The sequence below is a fragment of the Bradyrhizobium sp. 147 genome, from assembly GCF_023073935.1.
GTDB lineage: Bacteria > Pseudomonadota > Alphaproteobacteria > Rhizobiales > Xanthobacteraceae > Bradyrhizobium.
Genome location: NZ_JADPKL010000075.1, coordinates 132,600 through 151,093, shown reverse-complemented (window position 1 = coordinate 151,093; position 18,494 = coordinate 132,600). Strand labels below are relative to the sequence as shown.

Below are 18,494 nucleotides of genomic sequence, written 5' to 3'. Positions count from 1 at the left end.
TGCCGTGCTCGATCGCCACGGCCTGGTCAAGCGCGCCCGTGAACGGAAGAACCGCGCGCAGGGCACGCCGCTGTCGGCCGGCGCCGTTCCCAATGACCTTTGGTGCGCCGACTTCAAGGGCGAGTTCAAGCTCGGCAACGGACGCTACTGCTACCCCCTCACCGTGACCGATCAGGCTTCGCGGTTCTTGCTGATGTGCGAAGCCATGGAGTCGACGCGAGAGGAACTGGCAGTGACGGCGTTCGAGCGGCTGTTGCCGAACGCGGGCTGCCGCTGTCGATCCGCTCCGACAATGGCGTGCCGTTCGCCAGCCCCAATGCGCTGTTCAATCTGTCAAAACTCGCGGTCTGGTGGCTTCGCCTCGGCATCGCGATCGAGCGCATCAAGCCTGGCCATCCGCAGCAGAATGGCCGCCATGAGCGCATGCATCTGACGCTGAAGCAGGAGGCGACCCGGCCACCGGGCGCGAACATTCTGCAACAACAAGGCCGCTTCGATGCCTTCGTTCACGAGTTCAACATAGAAAGACCGCACGAGGCGCTCGGCATGAAGTGTCCGGCGCAATTGTATGCGGCGTCACCGCGCCGCTATGACGGCCTACCCGAACTGTCCTACCCATTCCATGACCGCGACGTCCTTGTCACGGCCTGCGGCCGGCTCTGCCTGCATCGCAAGAGGATCAACATCTCGACCGTGCTGGCCGGCCAGAAGCTCGGCATCAAGGAAGTCGACGACGGCATCTGGCTCGTCAGCTTCATGCACTACGATCTGGGATACTTCGACCTGGAGCAAAAGACCTTGCAACCTCTCGACAACCCATTCGGCCCGAAGCCCGTCACCGAGGTCTCCGGTACGACATCGTCGCTCTGACTGATAAGGCACTCTTGCTCATTCTTGGGCATGGCCAGCCACTTGCTTGGCCGCGCTGAGCGGTCAACCCCCGAAGCCCGCAGGGGCGCGCCCCCTTGGCGCGGGGTTGACGGCGAAAGTGCGTGCCGAGCAATAATGGTCCGGCGCCATGAAGGCGTGGACTGACCCTGCAACCCTCGACACCCGAACGGCACGAGGTTGTCACCCATGTCTCAGGTACGACCTGTTACCCATGTGTCCGGGCCGGACACAGCTCGGCTGGCGGAGACGGAGGGATTCGAACCCTCGATAGGCCTTTACAAGCCTATAACGGTTTAGCAAACCGCCGCCTTCAGCCACTCGGCCACGTCTCCAATATGCCGGGTATGCCCGACACGGCGGCGAGCCGCAAGCGGCAGAATTGAGGTCGGCGGGTTCTTTTCACCTGAAAGCTGCCAGGCGGGCGGCTGCTCAGGCACCCGGAGGGATCCGCAGCGCGCGACCACCAATGCGCGGCGTCTTTATGTATGTAATGTATGTGTCCGCCTCCGGTGGCCGGACCGCCGGATTCGCCAATGCGAGGACGAGGTCGGCACCGCCTCACCGGCCGGACGTTGAACCAGACGCCGGATCTGCGCCGGCATGGAAAGTCCGAGACCTTGATCTTGGACACACCGGCTCCTGCAGCCGGCAGGGTTCCAGGTTATCGGGGCGATCTGAATCGCAGCCCTGACCCATGCTCAACCGGGCGTGCCCGTAAGGGCGGTTCCGGATGCGATTCTCCGCTCAGTGGGCGGAAACCCACGCCCTCGCCTCACGCTGCGCGGCCGAGATCTCGGCCTCCGACATCTGCCCGGCGACTTCCTGGCGCAGCGCGACGGCGTCCTTGCGGCCCTTCAGCGCGGCGAGGTTGAACCATTTATGCGCGGCGACGAGGTCGACGAGGCCGGAGCGGCCGCTCGCCCAGTAGATCCCGCGTTCGAACAGCACGTCCGAGAGCGCGCTCGCGCCGATCGGCGTCGCCGTCTCCAGATCGAAAGTACCCTGAAACATGTCGCATCCCCTTTTTCTTATGCCGCCCCGTTTCCCCGAGCGCGGCTCCCGTCCAACTCTGAATTCGCATGATCCTTCCCGGAAAACCGGAAGACCACTTTTCCGGGATCATGTGCTGTTCAACTCATCCCCGAGGCTTTTTTGCCCAATGCCGTTTGCCGGCTTGTTGGAGGCGATGATGGCGGGCAAATTTGAATGGCAGTTTAAGTATCGCGATGAAGCAGACGTAAACGCGAGCGCGCGGTGTTTGCGCAGGGAATTCAAAAAGCGCCTGACTTGCAAGCACTTCTGCGCTTCGTCAGATTCGGTTTACCCTGCGATTTTGGGAGAACGATAACCATCGCGCAGGGTCGGACGCGCGTTGTGGGGGTCTCGCGTGCCGCTCGCTGTCCTCACCCGCGCAGGCGCGTGACCGAGTGTTCCGCCGACAGCAGTCATCAGTCGAGACGCCGCGCTGTACTGGCTCGCCAGGTCCAAGCCGGGCGATGACACTGCACACGTAGAACGGCACTCGGGCTACAGCAGACAGCCGACATGGGCGCAACGCCCAGCTTGCCCAAGACAGGGCGAGCAAGCGCGCGACCGCGTCGCAGTCAGATCAGCAATGCCTGGGGAATGGAATGCCGGCAATGCCCCGGCCTCAAGAGAACGAGGGCGTCGGCGAACACGTCAGGACCAGATTTCACTTCGGCCCGAAGGCCGCTTGTGAAATTGCGGAGCCCTTGAGGAGAACCGCACCGAACGAAGAAAACTCGTTTCTTCTGCCGGGCCGCAAGAGACGACCCGACCGTTGACCTGATGTCTCGCCGACACCCTCTATCGTCGACCAGAACCCTTAGAAGGCGCTGATGACGTGCCGGCTATCTGGAGCCGGCAACTTCAGAAGCGAAGTTACTTCTTCTTCTTCGCGACCTTGCGGGTCTTCTTCGCAGTCTTCTTCACTGCGCTCTTCGCCTTCTTCGCCTTCTTCGCTTTCTTGGCCATGTTGCCCTCCGATGTGTGAGATGGCTTTAATCGCTGCGTGCACTCGGGGATCGAATGCACTCATCCCGAATACACCAACACGAAGAAAAAAACAGCGTCTCGCTTAAAGAAGTGTTGACGACGCAACGCGCGTGCGCTTGGCGAGCGCGGCGCAAGCGCACTGCATTACATGTGCTTGCGATCGCAGAGAGTGGGCGCATCGTCGGCGTCTGCAACAGATGCGATTGCAGAAAAACACTATGCAGAAAGTATTTTTCTGCACACACGCATCGCGCATGATCGATGTGACGACGCGCATCGTCGATCCCACGATTGCCTCGCGAAGGCGTTTCGCGGACTCTGAGTCGCGAGTTTTGGCAACGAAAAAATTTTCATGCTTAACGGCACGAAGGCTCGCCTGAGCGTGTGCAAACCGCCGTTTTGCGCGAATCGCGTGCCTGCGATTCGGCCGCCGCATCGCTGTCGATCCGATGAAGTTGCCGCCGAGGATTGCGCGCGAGCGCCGCACCGAGAGCCGACAACGAGGTGACGGAGCGTACTCGTCACCTCGTTCGAACGCCGAGGCTAGACGCCGAGCTTGGACTTGAGCAGGTCGTTGACGCTCTGCGGGTTGGCCTTGCCGCCGGACGCCTTCATCACCTGGCCGACGAACCAGCCGAGCGACTGCGGCTTGTCCTTGACCTGCGCGGCCTTGTCGGGATTGGCCGCGATGATGTCGTCGACCACCTTTTCGATCGCCGAGAGGTCGGTGACCTGCTTCATGCCGCGGCTTTCCACCAGCGCGCGGGGATCGCCGCCCTCCTGCCAGACGAGCTCGAACAGATCCTTGGCGATCTTGCCTGAGATCGTGCCCTCGCCGATCAGGTCGATGATCGCGGCGAGTTGCTCCGCGTTGACGGGAGAGCCCGTAATATCCCGGCCTTCCTTGTTGAGACGGCCGAACAGCTCATTGATCACCCAGTTCGCCGCCATCTTGCCGTCGCGCGCGCGGTTGGCGAGCTTGTCGAGCACCGTCTCGTAGAATACCGCGCTCTCGCGCTCGGCGACCAGCACGCTCGCGTCATAGGCCGACAGGCCGAAGTCGGCGACGAAGCGCGTCTTCTTCTTGTCCGGCAGCTCGGGCAGCTTCGCCTTCAGATCGTCGACGAACTCCTGGCTGAACTCGAGCGGCAGCAGGTCGGGATCGGGGAAGTAGCGGTAGTCATGCGCCTCTTCCTTGGACCGCATCGAGCGCGTCTCGCCCTTATTGGGATCATAGAGCCGCGTCTCCTGCTCGATCTCGCCGCCGTCTTCCAAGATCTCGATCTGACGCCGCGCCTCGTATTCGATCGCCTGACCGATGAAGTTGATCGAGTTCATGTTCTTGATCTCGCAGCGGGTGCCGAGCGGACCGCCGGGCCGGCGTACCGAGACGTTGACGTCGGCACGCAAGCTTCCCTTCTCCATGTCGCCGTCGCAGGTGCCGAGATAGCGCAGGATCGAGCGCAGCTTGGTCACATAGGCCTTCGCCTGCTCGGCATCGCGGATGTCGGGCTTGGAGACGATCTCCATCAGCGCCACACCGCAGCGGTTGAGATCGACAAAGGACATGCTTGGCGACTGGTCATGCAGCAATTTGCCCGCATCCTGCTCCAGGTGCAGCCGCTCGATGCCGATGGTGACGCTGCGACCGCCGTCGAGCTCGATCAGCACCTCGCCCTCACCCACCACCGGCGATTTGTACTGGCTGATCTGGTAGCCTTGCGGCGAGTCCGGATAGAAATAGTTCTTGCGGTCGAACACCGAACGCAGATTGATCTTTGCGTTGAGGCCAAGCCCGGTCCGGACAGCCTGCCTGACGCATTCTTCGTTGATGACGGGCAGCATGCCCGGCATCGCGGCGTCGACCAGCGAGACATGGCTGTTCGGCTCCCCGCCGAATGTGGTCGAGGCGCCCGAGAACAGTTTTGAGTTCGAGATCACCTGGGCATGGATCTCCATGCCGATGACCATCTCCCAATCGCCGGTGGCGCCCTTGAGAAGCTTGTGCGTGGCCGTGCTCATGTCTTGCTCCCAAGCAGCGTGGCAACGATCCGCTCCCACTCTGCTTCCAATGAATCCTTTGCCGCGGGCTGACCGGCCTGGCGGTACCAGTAGCCAGCATTGCCGAGATCACCTTCGACGCGGTGCAGATACGCATGCACCCAGGCCGCCTCGCGGCTGCTCTCGTCCTGGACTATTCTGTGTGCGCGGACCCAGTCGCCCTTGGCCGCCCACCAGAGGCCGGCGAGCGACGCGTTCAATTCCGGCGCAGGCGCCGCGCCGTCAAGGCTCGCGATGAACGCGGCGACATTCACCACCACCTCGCGGGCGTGAAGCGGCCGGCAGCCTGCTCGATCACCTCGCCGAGCGAGAACAGCGTCTCTTCGTCGAAGGGACGGCCGATCAGTTGCAAGCCGAGCGGCAGGCCCTGCGCGTCCTTGCCGGCGGGCACGGCGATGCCGGGCAGGCCCGCCATGTTCACGGTCACCGTGAAGATGTCGTTGAGGTACATCTCGACCGGATCGGCGCCGCCCTTCTCGCCGATGCCGAAGGCCGCCGACGGCGTCGCCGGGGTTAGGATCGCATCCACGCCTTTGGCGAAGCAGTCCTCGAAGTCCTTCTTGATCAGCGTTCGTACTTTTTGCGCCCGCAGGTAATAGGCGTCGTAATAGCCGGCCGAGAGCACATAGGTGCCGATCATGACGCGGCGCTTCACCTCTGCGCCAAAGCCCTCGGCCCGGGTGTTTTCGTACAGCTCGATGATGTTCCTGCCCTGCTCGCGCAGGCCGTAACGCACACCGTCATAGCGCGCGAGATTGGAGGACGCCTCTGCCGGCGCCACGATGTAATAGGCCGGCAGCGCATATTTGGTGTGCGGCAACGACACCTCGACAAGCTCGGCGCCGGCGCTCCTGAGCCAGTCCGCGCCCGCGCTCCAGAGTTTCTCGATCTCGGCCGGCATGCCGTCGAGACGATACTCCCTGGGGACGCCGATCTTCATGCCTTTCACGGACTTGCCGATCGCAGCCTCGTAGTCCGGCACCGGGATGTCGACCGAGGTCGTATCCTTCGGATCGTGCCCGGCCATCGAGCGCAGCAGCATCGCGGCATCGCGCACACTGCGCGCGATCGGGCCGGCCTGGTCAAGCGAGGAGGCAAAGGCGACGATGCCCCAGCGCGAGCAGCGGCCATAGGTCGGCTTGATGCCGACGGTCGCGGTGAACGCGGCCGGTTGGCGGATCGAGCCACCGGTGTCGGTCGCGGTCGCGCCCATGCAGAGCAGCGCCGCTACGGCCGAGGCCGAACCGCCGGACGAGCCGCCCGGCACCAGCGTCGCGTTCGAACCGTCGCGCCGCCAGGGATTGCCGACCGGGCCGAAGCAGGAGGTCTCGTTCGACGAACCCATCGCGAACTCGTCATTGTTGAGCTTGCCGAGCAACACCGCGCCGTCGCGCCAGAGCTGCGACGTCACGGTCGATTCATAGGTCGGTACGAAATTGTCGAGGATCTTCGAGCACGCCGTGGTGCGCACGCCCTTGGTCGCGAACAGATCCTTGATCCCGAGCGGGATGCCGGCGAGCGGACCGGCGTCGCCCCTGGCGATCCTGGCGTCCGCCTCGCGCGCCATGCTGCGCGCCTGGTCCGGCGTCTCCATGACGAAGGCATTGAGCACGCGCGCAGCTTCGATCGCGGACAGATGCGCATCGGTCAGCTCGAGCGACGTGAAAGTCTTGTCGGCGAGACCCTTGCGGGCCGCGGCGAGCGTCAGCGATGTCAAATCGGTCATTTATTGATCGGGCTACAGAAGAACGGAGACAGGGTCTTGTCGTTGGCCGGGTCGTCTTTTTTGGCGGCTGCTTTTGCGGCGGCCTCGATCTCGTCGAGCACGGCATTGACGGCGACGTCGGGATCGGCAGCCTTGCCCTGCCGCTCGATCTTGTCGAGATAGGTCATGTAGGCCTGATAGGCCTTCTCATCGTCGCAAAGCAGACACATCGGACCACGTCCTAAAAGTTACTCGACGACCTTCGGCACCTGGAAAAAGTGACCTTCGGTCGCGGGCGCGTTGGCAACGATATCATCGGCGATCTCGCCGTCCGTGACGACATCCTGCCGTTTTTTCATCTGCATCGGCGTGACCGAGGTCATCGGCTCCACGCCCTCGACATTGACCTCCGAGAGCTGCTCGACGAAGGCGAGCATGGCATTGAGCTCGCCCTGGAGATGCGGAACCTCGTCCTCGGAAACCGCAATGCGCGCCAGATGCGCGATGCGGCGGACGGTCGTGGCGTCGACGGACATTATATAAGGCCTCTCACGGCAAAACCTATGTGCCGTATAGCAGAGGCCGGTTTTGCGCCGCAACCGGCGCTTCCCGCCTATCCAGCGAGCGCTTTCATGCGAGCCAGCGCCGATTTGGCGAGATCGCGGGTCAATTCGGCCGCAGGGACATCCCGGCCGAGGGCCACGGCCTGCCCAGCCCAGAGATTGGTGAAATCCACCCTCCCCTGCTTTTCGGCAGCCGCTTTCAGGGGCCCGAGCGCGGTCGCAGCATGGGGAAAGGGAGGTGCATCCGGCGAGATCGGGCCGGCCTCGCGCATCAGCCGGTTCTGCACCCCGCGCGCAGGACGCCCGGTCATGACATTGGTGATGACGGTGGATTCGTCGTCGGCCTCGGCCAGCGCCTTGCGGCCTCCGGCCGTGACCTTGGATTCAGGACAGCGCAGATAGGCGCTGCCGATCTGCACACCGGATGCACCGAGCGCAAAGGCCGCGGCAATGCCGCGCCCATCCGCAATGCCGCCGCAGGCGATCACCGGCACCTTCACGGCATCGACGACCTGCGGCACCAGCGCAAAGGTGCCGGGCTGTTCCGCGATCTTGTCGGTCAGGAACATGCCGCGATGACCGCCCGCCTCGGCGCCTTGCGCGATGATGGCATCGACGCCGCGCTGCTCGAGCCAGACCGCTTCCTTCACCGTGGTGGCCGACGAGATCACGAGGCAGCCGGCTGCCTTCACCCGCTTGAGCAGAGCTTGCTCCGGCAAGCCGAAGTGAAAGCTGACGACTTCCGGCTTCAGCTCCTCGACGACCTCACAGAATGCCGCGTCGAAGGGCGCACGGTTCGCCGCAGCGATCGGCGCCGCCGGATCAAGACCGTGCTCGGTGTAATAGCCCGCAAGCCGCTGCTTCCAGCGTGCCTCGGCCTCGGTCGTGAGCTCTACCGGTGTGTGGCAGAAGAAGTTCAGATTGACCGGTGCCTTCACGTTCTGGCGGATGAGACCAACCTGCTCGCGCGCCTTCTCCGGCGAGATCATCGCGCAGGGCAGCGACCCCAGCGCCCCGCCTTGCGCGGCCGCAATCACCAGCTCCGCATCCATCACGCCCGCCATCGGCGCCAGCACGATCGGGAATTCGGTCTTGAAGAGATCGATCAGTCGACGGTCAGGCCACATGGTGTGTCTCTTTCTCGTTTTTGCTTACCCTCCCCTGGAGGTGGAGGGTGAAAAACTCTACGCCGCGACGACCGAGTTTCTCCGCCCGGCCAGGAGTTGCTCCGCCTCCGTCGCAATCCGCTCCACGATCTCCGCGGCGGACGGAATGTCATGGATCAGTCCGACGGCCTCGCCGGCAAAAACCGCAGCGACCTCGAAATTGCCCGCGGCCTTCGCCGCAGCATACTCCGCGGCGACCTCGCTTGCGCGCTGCATCAACTCGATCTCGCGGCCGGTCCAGCGCTTGATGTGATCATTGATCAGCGAGCGCGCAGTGAACGGCGCCGGCCAGAACAGATTTCGCGACCAGTCGAAGACGACGCCGCGCACGGTATCATTGCTGTCGGCTTCACGAATGCGCCGCTTCGCTTCCTCCGCGCCATTGGCCTCCACGCTCGCATAAAAGCGTGTGCCCATCAGCACGCCGGATGCCCCCAGCATCAACATTGCAGCGAGGCCCCGGCCATCCGCGATACCGCCGGCCGCGACGACCGGCACGCGTCCTGCCGTGAGATCGACGATCGCAGGCACGATGTCGATCGTAGTGCGCGACGCGCCATGGCCGCCAGCCTCGGTACCCTGTGCGATCAGGATATCCGCGCCGGCATCAAGCGCCTGCTTCGCCATGTCCTCGCTCTGCACCTGGCAGATCAATCGCGCGCCGCCCGCCTTGATGCGCGGCCCGAACGGCGCGGGATCGCCAAACGACAGCATGATGGCCTGAGGCTGGGCGTCCAGCGTAATGTCGAGAAGCTCCGGCTGTTTTGCCAGGCTCCAGGTGATGAAGCCGATACCGAACGGCGCAAGACCCTCCAGCTCCTTGGTCTCGGTCTCCAGCCGGGCCTGGTCGCCGTAGCCACCACCCAAGATTCCGAAGCCGCCGGCACTGCTGACGGCGCGGGTCAACCGGCTGCCTGCAATGGTGTCCATGGGAGCCGACAGAATGGGATGCTTGATCCCCAGAAGCTCTGTCAGCGGCGTGGCGATCGGCATGCGTCCTCCCACTCTGGACAGGAACATTAGCCGCGAATAGCATTCTCTGAAATTGAATTCTAGAGAACGCTGCCATCTCAAATGCGGAACGATTCCATGGAACTCAGTGATCTCCAGACCTTTGCCATCGTCGCCCGCACCGGCGGCATCACCCGCGCCGCCGAAGAGCTCAATACCGTGCAGTCCAACGTCACCCAGCGCGTGAAGGCGCTGGAAGCCGAGATCGGCACGCCGCTGTTCGAACGTCACAGCCGCGGCATGACGCTGACCGGTGCCGGCAAACGCCTCCTGCCCTATGCGCAAAAAATGGCGGCGCTGTCGCGTGAAGCCGTGCTCGCCGCGCAAGATGACGGTGAGCCGAAGGGACCGCTCGCGATTGGATCGATGGAGACCACCGCGGCCGTGCGGCTGCCGCCCGTGCTGGCGGATTTCCACCGCCGTTTTCCTGCCGTGCGCCTTTCTCTGCGCACCGCAACCACGGCCGACCTTGTCGCCGCCGTGCTCGACGGCTCGCTCGACGGCGCCTTCGTCGCGGGTCCCATCGCGCATGCCGAGCTCATAGCGACGAGCGCCTTCCGCGAAGAGCTGGTGCTGGTCAGCGCGCGGCGCTGGGCTTCGTTGGCCGAGCTGCGTGCCGGCACGCCGGAGCCCGGCCCGACGGCGCTGGTGTTCCGCACCGGCTGCACCTACCGCCAACGGCTCGAGCAGGTGTTCGTCGAGTTCGGCTGGCCGTCGGCGGCGCGCTTCGAGCTCGGCACACTCGACGGCATGATCGGCTGCGTCGCTGCCGACATGGGCGTGACGCTGCTGCCGCGCATTGTGGTCGAGCGCAGCGCGATGAACGGAAGCGTGTCGATCCACGCGCTGAGCCCGTCGCATGCGCGTGTCGAGACACTCTTCATCCAGCGCCGCGCCGGACATCAATCCAGCGCACTGAGCGGCTTTGCCGCTTGCCTGAAGCTGGACCAGGACGTCATCGCCGCCTGACGAAGAACTTGATCGTCGCCTTGATCACGAAATGATCGTGAAAGTCACCGCGAGCGCCGGCGTTCCATCTCACTGAAATTCATCGCCACAAATCTGTCGTGTCCAGCAATGCGCGGCGCAACGGCCCAGATCGCTTCGAGCAGACCGAACGGTCAGGTGCCCCTGGAGAAAATCGAGGCCGAGCCGAACGCGCAGGACGCGGCAAACACGCCGAATAATGCGAGCGCATCCATGTTCCGGGTTCACTCCGCAGCGCGACGCGTGATATGCGCTAAGCCATGCCGGCTCTTATCCTGCCTCTCGTCGATGCTGCAACACACTGGCCCGCGCGCGGCGCGCTGGTCGGGCTTGACTTAGGCACCAAAACCATCGGCGTTGCCGTGTCCGATCCCGACCGGCGGTTGGCGACCGGCGTCGAGACGATCCAGCGCAAGGCGTTCAAGCAGGATGCCGCCCGGCTGCTCGCGATCGCGGCTGAACGCAGGGCAGCCGGTTTCGTGCTCGGCCTGCCCATCAACATGGATGGCAGCGAGGGCCCGCGCGCGCAATCCACCCGTGCCTTCGCCCGCAATCTTGCCGGCCTGACCGCACTCCCCATCGGCCTGTGGGACGAGCGCCTCTCGACGGCGGCAGTCGAGCGCGAGCTGATCGGCATGGACGTCAGCCGCGCCAAGCGCGCCGAGGTGATCGACGAGCACGCGGCGATCTTCATCCTGCAAGGCGCGCTCGACCGCCTCGCCAATCTTCGCGCTCGCCCGGGGACGGACTGATCCATGGCCGTCGTGATCGCGGCGCTGCTGCCGGTCTTCATCCTCATCGTGCTCGGTGTCGTGCTGAAGCGCAGCCTGATGCGGCTCGACACGCAGTGGCATGGGCTGGAGCGCCTGACCTATTTCGTGCTGTTTCCGATGCTGCTGATCCAGACGCTGGTGAAGGCGGACCTCTCCAAGGTGCCGGTCGCTGGCGTCGGCGGCGCGCTGCTGCTGTCAGCGCTCGCGATGTCGCTCTTGTGCCTTGCACTGCGCCCCGCCCTTACCCGGCTCGGCATCGACGGCCCCGCCTTCACCTCGATCTTTCAGGGCGCAACGCGCTGGCAGACCTTCGTCGGACTGTCGGTCGCAGCCAATATGTTCGGCGACGTCGGGCTGGCGCTCGCCTCCGTGGCGATGGTCGCGATCATTCCCCTGGTCAACGTGCTCAGTGTCGTGGTGCTCGCCCATTACGCCGCGCCCGAAAAGCAGTCTGCACGAGCCGTCGTCATGACGGTGGTCCGCAATCCCCTGATCTGGGCCTGCGTGATCGGCCTTGCCGTCAATCTGACGCACATGCCGCTGCCGAAACTCTGGCACGAGGTGGCGGATGCGCTGAGCCGCTCCTCGCTGGCGATCGGCCTGCTCGTCACGGGCGCCGGCCTGCATCTCGAAGGTCTCTTGCGCCCGAGCCTCGGCGCGGCCACCGGCGTCGTCTTCAAGCTCGCGCTGATGCCCGCGCTCGCGCTGGGGCTCGGCGCCTGGTTCGGGCTCTCCGGCGACAGCCTCGCGATCGTCGCGATCTGCGCGGCGGTGCCGACCTCGCCTAGCGCCTATGTCTTGGCCCGCCAGATGGGCGGCGATGCGCCGCTGCTGGCGCAGATCATCACGCTGCAAACGATTTTTGCGGCCATCACGATGCCGGTCGCGATCGCGCTGGCCGCCTAACTTGCCAACCACATCGTCAGCACCACTGCGGTCAGATTGTTGAGCGCATGCAACACGACCGTGAGCCAAAGCGAATTGGCACGGTAGCGCATGTAGCCAAACCACAGGCCGATGGTGAAAACCTCGGCGAGAAAATACATGTCGTATTGCAGGTGCACGATTGTCCACACCAGCGACGACAGGATGATCGCGCCGGGCACGCGCAAGAAGCTCGCAGACCAGCCGCGATAGAGGAAGCCCCGCGCCAACACTTCTTCCGACATGGGCGCCGCCACACTGAAGGCAAACAGCAGCACCATTGCGGCGCCCTTGTCGCGACCTGATTTCAACAAATCTGTCATGAAGCCCGGCGTCGCCTCGCGGCCGAGCGCGCGCGACATTGTCTCCCAGGCCAACACGATCAGGACCAGGCCGACCGCGCCGAACAGCAGATGCTTCCAGGACGGCCAATGCAGCGCGAGATAATTCACGAAGGACGCCTTCTTGATGCGAATGGCAAGCCAGACCACGGCCAGCGTCGCCGGCAGGCCCATGGCCACTGACAGCGCAAGCGCCTGGGGCTCATGGCCGACGACTTGCAGCGAGGCGAGATCCATGGGCAGACCACGCTGCGCTACCAGCAGAACGATCGCGCCGATCTGCCCGACGAACATCGCGAGGAAGATGAGGAGACCCCACAGTGCGGTGCTCCAGAACATCCAGACGCGCGGCGTCGCAGGCGTCATGGTGAGCGGCGGATGGTCGGGATTGAGGGAATCCATCAAAAGGCTTTCGTTTGGGAGACTCACGGCAGCGCTCGCTCCAGCAGCGCGCACACGTCGGCGCTCTCCAACTCCACGGCGCCGTACATGCTGGCGTGATTGGCAGCGAGGCGCGTTGCGGCGAACAATTCGGCATTGCGCGGTGACACGCGGCCTAGCGCCGCAGCCGCGGCGAACAACGCCAGCTTCTCGACTGCCAGCCGCGCGACGCGCTCGCCGTCAGCACGGCGAAAGGTCTTGCCGATGAACGCGGCGGCCTCACCCGCTCCGGGCAGTCCTTTTGTCTCGGCCGCAAGCGATTGCAGCACCGCCATCGCCGCCTCCGGCTCGCGCGAGAGCGCGCGGAGCACGTCGAGGCACATGACGTTGCCCGAGCCTTCCCAGATCGCGTTGACGGGAGACTCGCGATAATGACGCGCCAAAATGCCGTCCTCGACATACCCGTTGCCGCCGAGGCACTCCATCGCTTCGTAGAGGAACGGCGGCGCGCTCTTGCAGGTCCAATATTTGATCGCGGGCGTCAGCAGCCGCATATAGGCGGCCTCCGCCGCATCGTGCGGCGTCCGGTCGAAGGCGCGGCAGAGTCGCATCACCAGGGCGGTGCTCGCCTCGACATGCAGCGCCATGTCTGACAGCACCGCCTGCATCAAGGGCTGATCGGCGAGATGCTTCTGGAACACGCTGCGGTGACGGGCGTGATGCAGCGCATGCGCGAGCCCCGAACGCATCAGGCCGACGGAGGCGATCGCGCAATCCTGGCGCGTCAGCTGCACCATCTGGATGATGGTGCGGATGCCCTTGCCCTCCTCGCCGACCCTTTCTGCATAGGCACCGACGAACTCGACCTCGGAGGAGGCGTTGGAGCGGTTGCCGAGCTTGTCCTTCAGCCGCTGGAACTGGATCGCGTTCACCGAGCCGTCGGGCGCAAAGCGCGGCATGAAGAAGCAGGTTAGGCCCGCGTCTGCCTGCGCCAGCACCAGGAACGCATCGCACATCGGCGCCGACATGAACCATTTGTGGCCGGTGATGCGATAAGCATCCCCCTCGCTTACGGCGCGCGTCATGTTGGCGCGCACGTCGGTGCCGCCCTGCTTCTCGGTCATGCCCATGCCGAGCGTCATGCCGCGCTTTTGCCACCACGGCACGAAGCTGGGATCATAACTCCTCGTCGACAGCACCGGCATCACGCGCGCGAGCAGATCGGGCTGCATCGCCAGCGCGGCCACAGAGGCTCGTGTCATCGTGATCGGGCAGAGATGGCCGGTCTCGACCTGCGCGGCGATATAGAACTTTGCGGCGCGGATGACCTCCGCCGCATCGCCAGCGGGCTTTCCATCCGCCGTCCACGTCGAATTGTGCAGGCCCGCATGCGCACTGTGCGCCATCAGCTCGTGATAGGCCGGATGAAACTCGACCTGGTCGCGGCGATTGCCCTTGGCATCGAAGCTGCGCAGCTTCGGCGTGTTCTCGTTCGCGACGCGTCCGCGATCGGCCATCGTGGCCGAGCCCCAGTGCTTGCCGAACTCCGACAGCTCCCGTTCCGCCGCCGCGCCGCCATTGGCCCTCACCGCATCGACCAGCGGACGGTCGGCCGCGAACAGGTCGACGTCCTCGAACGGCGGCGACTGGTTGAAGACCTCGTGGGTCGCAAAGCTCGGCCGGATCATATGCGCCTCCTCGAACCGGACCTTAGTTCCGCCGCGGCTGGATCGGGAAATCATAGGCTGCCCCGCCCGCCCCCGGCAGCGAAAAATGCCACCACTCCTTCGAATAGTTCACAAAGCCTTGCCTGGCCATCGCAGCCACCAGCCGCTTGCGCCAAGCGCGTTGCTCCGCATTGATCGACTGTGCCGCAGTATGCCCCTTCGCGTCGGTACAGTCGTAACCAGTGCCCATGTCGACGCTGCCCTCCGGCGCCCGCGCCTCGGCTGGCGCCGTGCAATCGGCATAGGCCTTTGATGGGTCGTATTTGGCGGAATTCTCGGCCTTGAGATCGACCAAAGTGAGATCGAGTGCCGCCCCGGTCGAATGCTGCGAGCGGCTCGCGATGTAGCCGAGCCGAAATAGCTCGCTCTTGGGAATCTTCGGATTGTAGCGCCGCTCGGCGGCAGTCTCGTGGCCGTTCTGCGACCACTTCATCATGTCGCGCGAGGCCCGTGCCGGCCGGTAGCAGTCGAACATTTTGAGCGAGAGATGTTGCGCGGCCAGTTCCTCCTGAACCGCCTTCAGCCGCAGCCCGACCTCGCGCTTCACCACGCATTCGCCGGCGCTATAGCCGGCGAGCGGCCGGCCGACGAAATTGTTCGAGGTGGCGTAGCGGATGTCCTGGATGATGCGGGGCTCGACGTCGCGCAGATAGAAAAAGTCGCCGGGGAGTGGTTGGGCCCAGGCGGATGAGCTCATGATGATCGATATAAATGCAGCAAGAATTGGTTTCACGATGCCGTCCCATCCTTCGTCATTCCGGGGCGGCTCGAAGAGCCGAACCCGGAATCTCGAGATTCCGGGTCTGGCGCTTACGCGCCATCCCGGAATGACTGAGCGGGTGACAGATCAGGGGATAACTCACTTGCCCATCTTTGCCCCTTGCTCCCCCCGCCGTCGCCCCCTATAGCTCTGCTTTTAATGACATCGAAATCGACCTTCGTCCTCGGCCACCGGCATTTGCTGGGCATTGAGGGCCTTTCCGCGGCCGACATTACCGGCCTCCTCGACCTGTCCGAAGAATATGTCGAGCTCAACCGCCAGGTTGACAAGAAGCGCACCGTCTTGCGTGGACGGACGCAGGTGAACCTCTTCTTCGAGGCTTCCACCCGGACCCAGTCCTCGTTCGAGCTCGCCGGCAAGCGCTTAGGTGCCGACGTCATGAACATGTCGGTGTCCTCGTCCTCGATCCGCAAGGGCGAAACCCTGATCGACACCGCGGTGACTTTGAACGCGATGCACCCGGACATCCTGGTGGTGCGCCATCACGCCTCCGGCGCGGTGGAACTGCTGGCGCGCAAGGTCGACGGTTCCGTGATCAATGCCGGCGACGGCGCGCATGAGCACCCGACCCAAGCGCTGCTCGACGCGCTCACCATCCGGCGCAACAAGGGGCGGATCGAAGGCCTTGTGGTCGCGATCTGCGGCGACGTGCTGCATTCGCGCGTCGCCCGCTCCAACATCATCCTGCTCAACACCATGGGCGCCCGCGTCCGCGTCGTCGGCCCTTCCACGCTGCTGCCGCCCGGCATCGAGCGGATGGGCGTCGAGGTCGCGCGCGACATGCGCGAGGGCCTGGAAGGCGCCGACATCGTGATGATGCTGCGGCTCCAGCGCGAGCGCATGAACGGCTCGTTCGTGCCTTCGTCATCGGAATATTTCCACTACTTCGGGCTGGACCAGAAGAAGCTCGCCTACGCCAAGCCGGATGCATTGGTGATGCATCCCGGTCCCATGAACCGCGGCGTGGAGATCGACTCGATCGTGGCCGACGGCGCCCAGTCCCTGATCCGCGAACAGGTGGAGATGGGCGTCGCCGTGCGCATGGCCGTGCTGGAAGCGCTCGCCCGCAACCTGCCGAACGCGTGATGCCGATGTTGACCGACCGCCGCCCCATCCTGCTCGCCAACGCCCGCGTCGTCGACCCCTCCAGGGATTTCGACGGCATCGGGGACGTCCTCATTGCCGACGGCACCATCCGCGAGACCCGCCGCGGCATTGGCGCAGCCGGCGTGCCTGAAGGCACCGACATCATCAACTGCTCCGGCAAGATCGTGGCGCCAGGCCTGATCGACTTGCGCGCCTTCGTCGGCGAGCCCGGTCTCAGCCACCGCGAGACCTTTGCCTCGGCGAGCCAGGCCGCCGCGACCGGCGGCATCACCACCATCATCTGCCAGCCCGCCACCTCGCCGGTCATCGACAATTCGGCGACCGTGGACTTTGTGATGCGCAGAGCCCGCGACACCGCGATCGTCAATATCCAGCCGATGGCGGCGCTGACCAAGGGCATGCTCGGCGAGGAGATGACCGAGTTCGGCCTCTTGAAGGCCGCCGGCGCGGTCGCCTTCAGCGACGGCGACCGAAGCGTGACCAACGCCCAGGTGATGCGACGCGCGCTGACCTACGCCCGCGACTTCGACGCGCTGATCGTGCATCACACCGAGGATCCCAACCTCGTGGGCGAAGGCGTGATGAACGAGGGCGAGTTCGCGACCCGGCTCGGGCTGATGGGCATCCCGAATGCCGCCGAAGCCGTCATGCTGGAGCGCGACTTACGCCTCGTTGCACTCACCGGCGGCCGCTACCACGCGGCGTCGCTGACCTGCATCGACTCCCTCGAGATCCTGGAGCGCGCCCGCGACGCCGGGCTCGCCGTCAGCGCCTCGGTCTCGATCAATCATCTGGCGCTGAACGAGAACGACATCGGGCCCTACCGTTCGTTCCTGAAACTGTCGCCGCCCCTCCGGACCGAGGACGACCGCCGCGCGGTGGTGGCGGCGCTCGCCTCCGGGCTTCTCGACGTCATCATGTCCGACCACAATCCGCAGGACGTCGAGGTCAAGCGCTTGCCGTTCGCGGAAGCCGCCCCCGGCGCCGTGGGGCTCGAGACCATGCTGCCGGCGGGCCTCCGCCTCGTGCACAATGGCGAGATGGAACTGAAGACGCTGATCCGCGCAATGTCGACGCGGCCGGCCGAGTTGCTCGGGCTACCAGGCGGAACCTTGCGCGTCGGCAGCCCCGCGGACGTCATCGTGATCGACCCCGATACGCCCTGGGTGGTCGATCCGGCCGACCTGAAATCGCCCTGTAAGAATACCCCGTTTGATGAGGCCCGCTTTACAGGCCGCGTCGTGCGCACCATTGTCGGCGGTCGGACGGTCTACGAGTATGTCGGACATGGGTGATCGTTCGGCACGGAGACCCAGTCTTTGGAGATGCCGCCATGGGGCTTGAAGCATTCCTGCCGGTGGCCTTCGTCATCGGCTATCTCCTCGGCTCAATTCCGTTCGGGCTGATTCTCACCAAACTCGCGGGCACGCAGGATATCCGCTCGATCGGCTCCGGCAGCATCGGCGCCACCAATGTGCTGCGCACGGGACGCAAGAGCCTTGCCGCGGGCACCCTGCTGTTCGACGCGCTCAAGGGCACCGTGGCCGTGGTGATCGCCGGCTATCTCGCAGGTCCCAATGCCGCCATGGTGGCCGGGCTCGGCGCGTTCCTGGGCCATCTCTTCCCGGTCTGGCTCAAGTTCAAAGGCGGCAAGGGCGTGGCCGTCTACATCGGCATCCTGCTCGGCCTGTTTTGGCCTGGCGCCGTCGTGTTCTGCCTGCTCTGGCTGGCAACCGCCTTCACCACCCGCTATTCCTCGCTGTCGGCGCTGGTGGCGGCGTTCATCACGCCGATGTTCCTGTGGTGGTTCGGGCACCTGGCATTGTCTGCTTTATCAGCAGTGCTGACGCTGCTGCTGTTCTACGCGCACCGCGAGAACATCAAGCGCTTGCAAGCGGGCAAGGAAAGCCGGATCGGGGAGAAGGCCTAGAGCGTTTCGAGCGAAGTGGATGCCGGTTCGCGTCAAGAAATCGCGTCAGAACAAGAATCCAAAGCCGGGCATCTACGGATACCGAAACGGCCCTTCTGCATTATATGCAAAATCCTGTTCGCAACTTGCG

17 protein-coding genes, 1 tRNA gene and 1 pseudogene are annotated in these 18,494 nt (G+C 64.5%); 7 read left to right on the top strand and 12 right to left on the bottom strand.

The features are described 5' to 3' along the window. Positions 1 to 870: pseudogene (locus tag IVA87_RS16760) on the top strand (integrase core domain-containing protein); the annotation flags it as partial. A gap of 259 nt (positions 871 to 1,129) precedes the next feature. Here IVA87_RS16760 and IVA87_RS16755 read toward each other — a convergent pair. From IVA87_RS16755 to IVA87_RS16715, 9 genes are all read right to left on the bottom strand, one after another. Continuing rightward, positions 1,130 to 1,223 (bottom strand) — tRNA-Ser (locus tag IVA87_RS16755). A 412-nt stretch (positions 1,224 to 1,635) separates the two neighbouring features. Continuing rightward, positions 1,636 to 1,902: a hypothetical protein gene (locus IVA87_RS16750; RefSeq protein ID WP_247300795.1), complete on the bottom strand. Its 267-nt coding sequence runs from the start codon at positions 1,900 to 1,902 to the stop codon at positions 1,636 to 1,638. Positions 1,903 to 3,450: 1,548 nt separating this feature from the next. Continuing rightward, complete coding sequence (gene gatB, locus IVA87_RS16745; RefSeq protein WP_247300794.1) at positions 3,451 to 4,929, bottom strand: Asp-tRNA(Asn)/Glu-tRNA(Gln) amidotransferase subunit GatB; 1,479 nt, start codon at positions 4,927 to 4,929, stop codon at positions 3,451 to 3,453. Then, a complete protein-coding gene (locus IVA87_RS16740) occupies positions 4,926 to 5,228 on the bottom strand; it encodes a hypothetical protein (protein WP_247334262.1) in 303 nt (100 codons plus the stop codon). The genes gatB and IVA87_RS16740 overlap by 4 nt, the downstream gene beginning before the upstream one ends. Then, positions 5,219 to 6,694, bottom strand: coding sequence for an Asp-tRNA(Asn)/Glu-tRNA(Gln) amidotransferase subunit GatA (gatA, locus tag IVA87_RS16735; protein WP_247300792.1), 1,476 nt, complete (start codon positions 6,692 to 6,694; stop codon positions 5,219 to 5,221). The genes IVA87_RS16740 and gatA overlap by 10 nt, the downstream gene beginning before the upstream one ends. Continuing rightward, on the bottom strand, positions 6,691 to 6,903 hold the full coding sequence (locus IVA87_RS16730; protein ID WP_247334261.1) for a hypothetical protein: 213 nt from the start codon (positions 6,901 to 6,903) through the stop codon (positions 6,691 to 6,693). The genes gatA and IVA87_RS16730 overlap by 4 nt, the downstream gene beginning before the upstream one ends. Before the next feature lie 18 nt (positions 6,904 to 6,921). Beyond that, complete coding sequence (gene gatC, locus IVA87_RS16725; protein WP_247300791.1) at positions 6,922 to 7,209, bottom strand: Asp-tRNA(Asn)/Glu-tRNA(Gln) amidotransferase subunit GatC; 288 nt, start codon at positions 7,207 to 7,209, stop codon at positions 6,922 to 6,924. A gap of 77 nt (positions 7,210 to 7,286) precedes the next feature. After that, on the bottom strand, positions 7,287 to 8,363 hold the full coding sequence (locus IVA87_RS16720; RefSeq protein WP_247300790.1) for a nitronate monooxygenase family protein: 1,077 nt from the start codon (positions 8,361 to 8,363) through the stop codon (positions 7,287 to 7,289). A 57-nt stretch (positions 8,364 to 8,420) separates the two neighbouring features. Continuing rightward, entirely contained in the window at positions 8,421 to 9,395 is a 975-nt protein-coding gene (locus tag IVA87_RS16715) for a nitronate monooxygenase (protein ID WP_247334260.1), read from the bottom strand. A 96-nt stretch (positions 9,396 to 9,491) separates the two neighbouring features. On the opposite strand from IVA87_RS16715, the gene IVA87_RS16710 reads away from it, so the two are divergent. From IVA87_RS16710 to IVA87_RS16700, 3 genes are all read left to right on the top strand, one after another. Next, complete coding sequence (locus IVA87_RS16710) at positions 9,492 to 10,382, top strand: LysR family transcriptional regulator (protein WP_247300788.1); 891 nt, start codon at positions 9,492 to 9,494, stop codon at positions 10,380 to 10,382. A 278-nt stretch (positions 10,383 to 10,660) separates the two neighbouring features. After that, positions 10,661 to 11,152: a Holliday junction resolvase RuvX gene (ruvX, locus tag IVA87_RS16705; RefSeq protein ID WP_247300787.1), complete on the top strand. Its 492-nt coding sequence runs from the start codon at positions 10,661 to 10,663 to the stop codon at positions 11,150 to 11,152. A gap of 3 nt (positions 11,153 to 11,155) precedes the next feature. Beyond that, positions 11,156 to 12,079: an AEC family transporter gene (locus IVA87_RS16700; RefSeq protein ID WP_247300786.1), complete on the top strand. Its 924-nt coding sequence runs from the start codon at positions 11,156 to 11,158 to the stop codon at positions 12,077 to 12,079. Here the strand turns inward: IVA87_RS16700 and IVA87_RS16695 are convergent. From IVA87_RS16695 to IVA87_RS16685, 3 genes are read right to left on the bottom strand one after another with little or no spacing between them, the layout of a single operon-like run. After that, positions 12,076 to 12,840, bottom strand: a complete 765-nt coding sequence (locus IVA87_RS16695; protein WP_247334259.1) for a type II CAAX endopeptidase family protein — start codon at positions 12,838 to 12,840, stop codon at positions 12,076 to 12,078. The two genes, IVA87_RS16700 and IVA87_RS16695, sit on opposite strands and share 4 nt — an antisense overlap. 23 nt (positions 12,841 to 12,863) lie before the next feature. Next, positions 12,864 to 14,507 carry an acyl-CoA dehydrogenase family protein gene (locus tag IVA87_RS16690; RefSeq protein WP_247334258.1) on the bottom strand — a complete coding sequence of 548 codons (1,644 nt, stop codon included), beginning with the start codon at positions 14,505 to 14,507 and terminating at the stop codon, positions 12,864 to 12,866. Positions 14,508 to 14,529: 22 nt separating this feature from the next. Continuing rightward, positions 14,530 to 15,243 (bottom strand): M15 family metallopeptidase, encoded by a 714-nt coding sequence (locus tag IVA87_RS16685; protein ID WP_247334266.1) that lies wholly within the window; start codon positions 15,241 to 15,243, stop codon positions 14,530 to 14,532. A gap of 222 nt (positions 15,244 to 15,465) precedes the next feature. Here IVA87_RS16685 and IVA87_RS16680 point away from each other — a divergent pair, with 222 nt between their 5' ends. Genes IVA87_RS16680 through plsY form a run of 3 tightly spaced genes read left to right on the top strand, consistent with a single transcriptional unit; the run spans position 15,466 to position 18,364 of the window. After that, complete coding sequence (locus IVA87_RS16680; protein WP_157334028.1) at positions 15,466 to 16,413, top strand: aspartate carbamoyltransferase catalytic subunit; 948 nt, start codon at positions 15,466 to 15,468, stop codon at positions 16,411 to 16,413. 5 nt (positions 16,414 to 16,418) lie between these two features. Beyond that, complete coding sequence (locus IVA87_RS16675) at positions 16,419 to 17,729, top strand: dihydroorotase (protein WP_247277182.1); 1,311 nt, start codon at positions 16,419 to 16,421, stop codon at positions 17,727 to 17,729. A gap of 38 nt (positions 17,730 to 17,767) precedes the next feature. After that, complete coding sequence (gene plsY, locus IVA87_RS16670) at positions 17,768 to 18,364, top strand: glycerol-3-phosphate 1-O-acyltransferase PlsY (RefSeq protein ID WP_247277018.1); 597 nt, start codon at positions 17,768 to 17,770, stop codon at positions 18,362 to 18,364. The last annotated feature ends 130 nt before the right edge of the window (positions 18,365 to 18,494 follow it).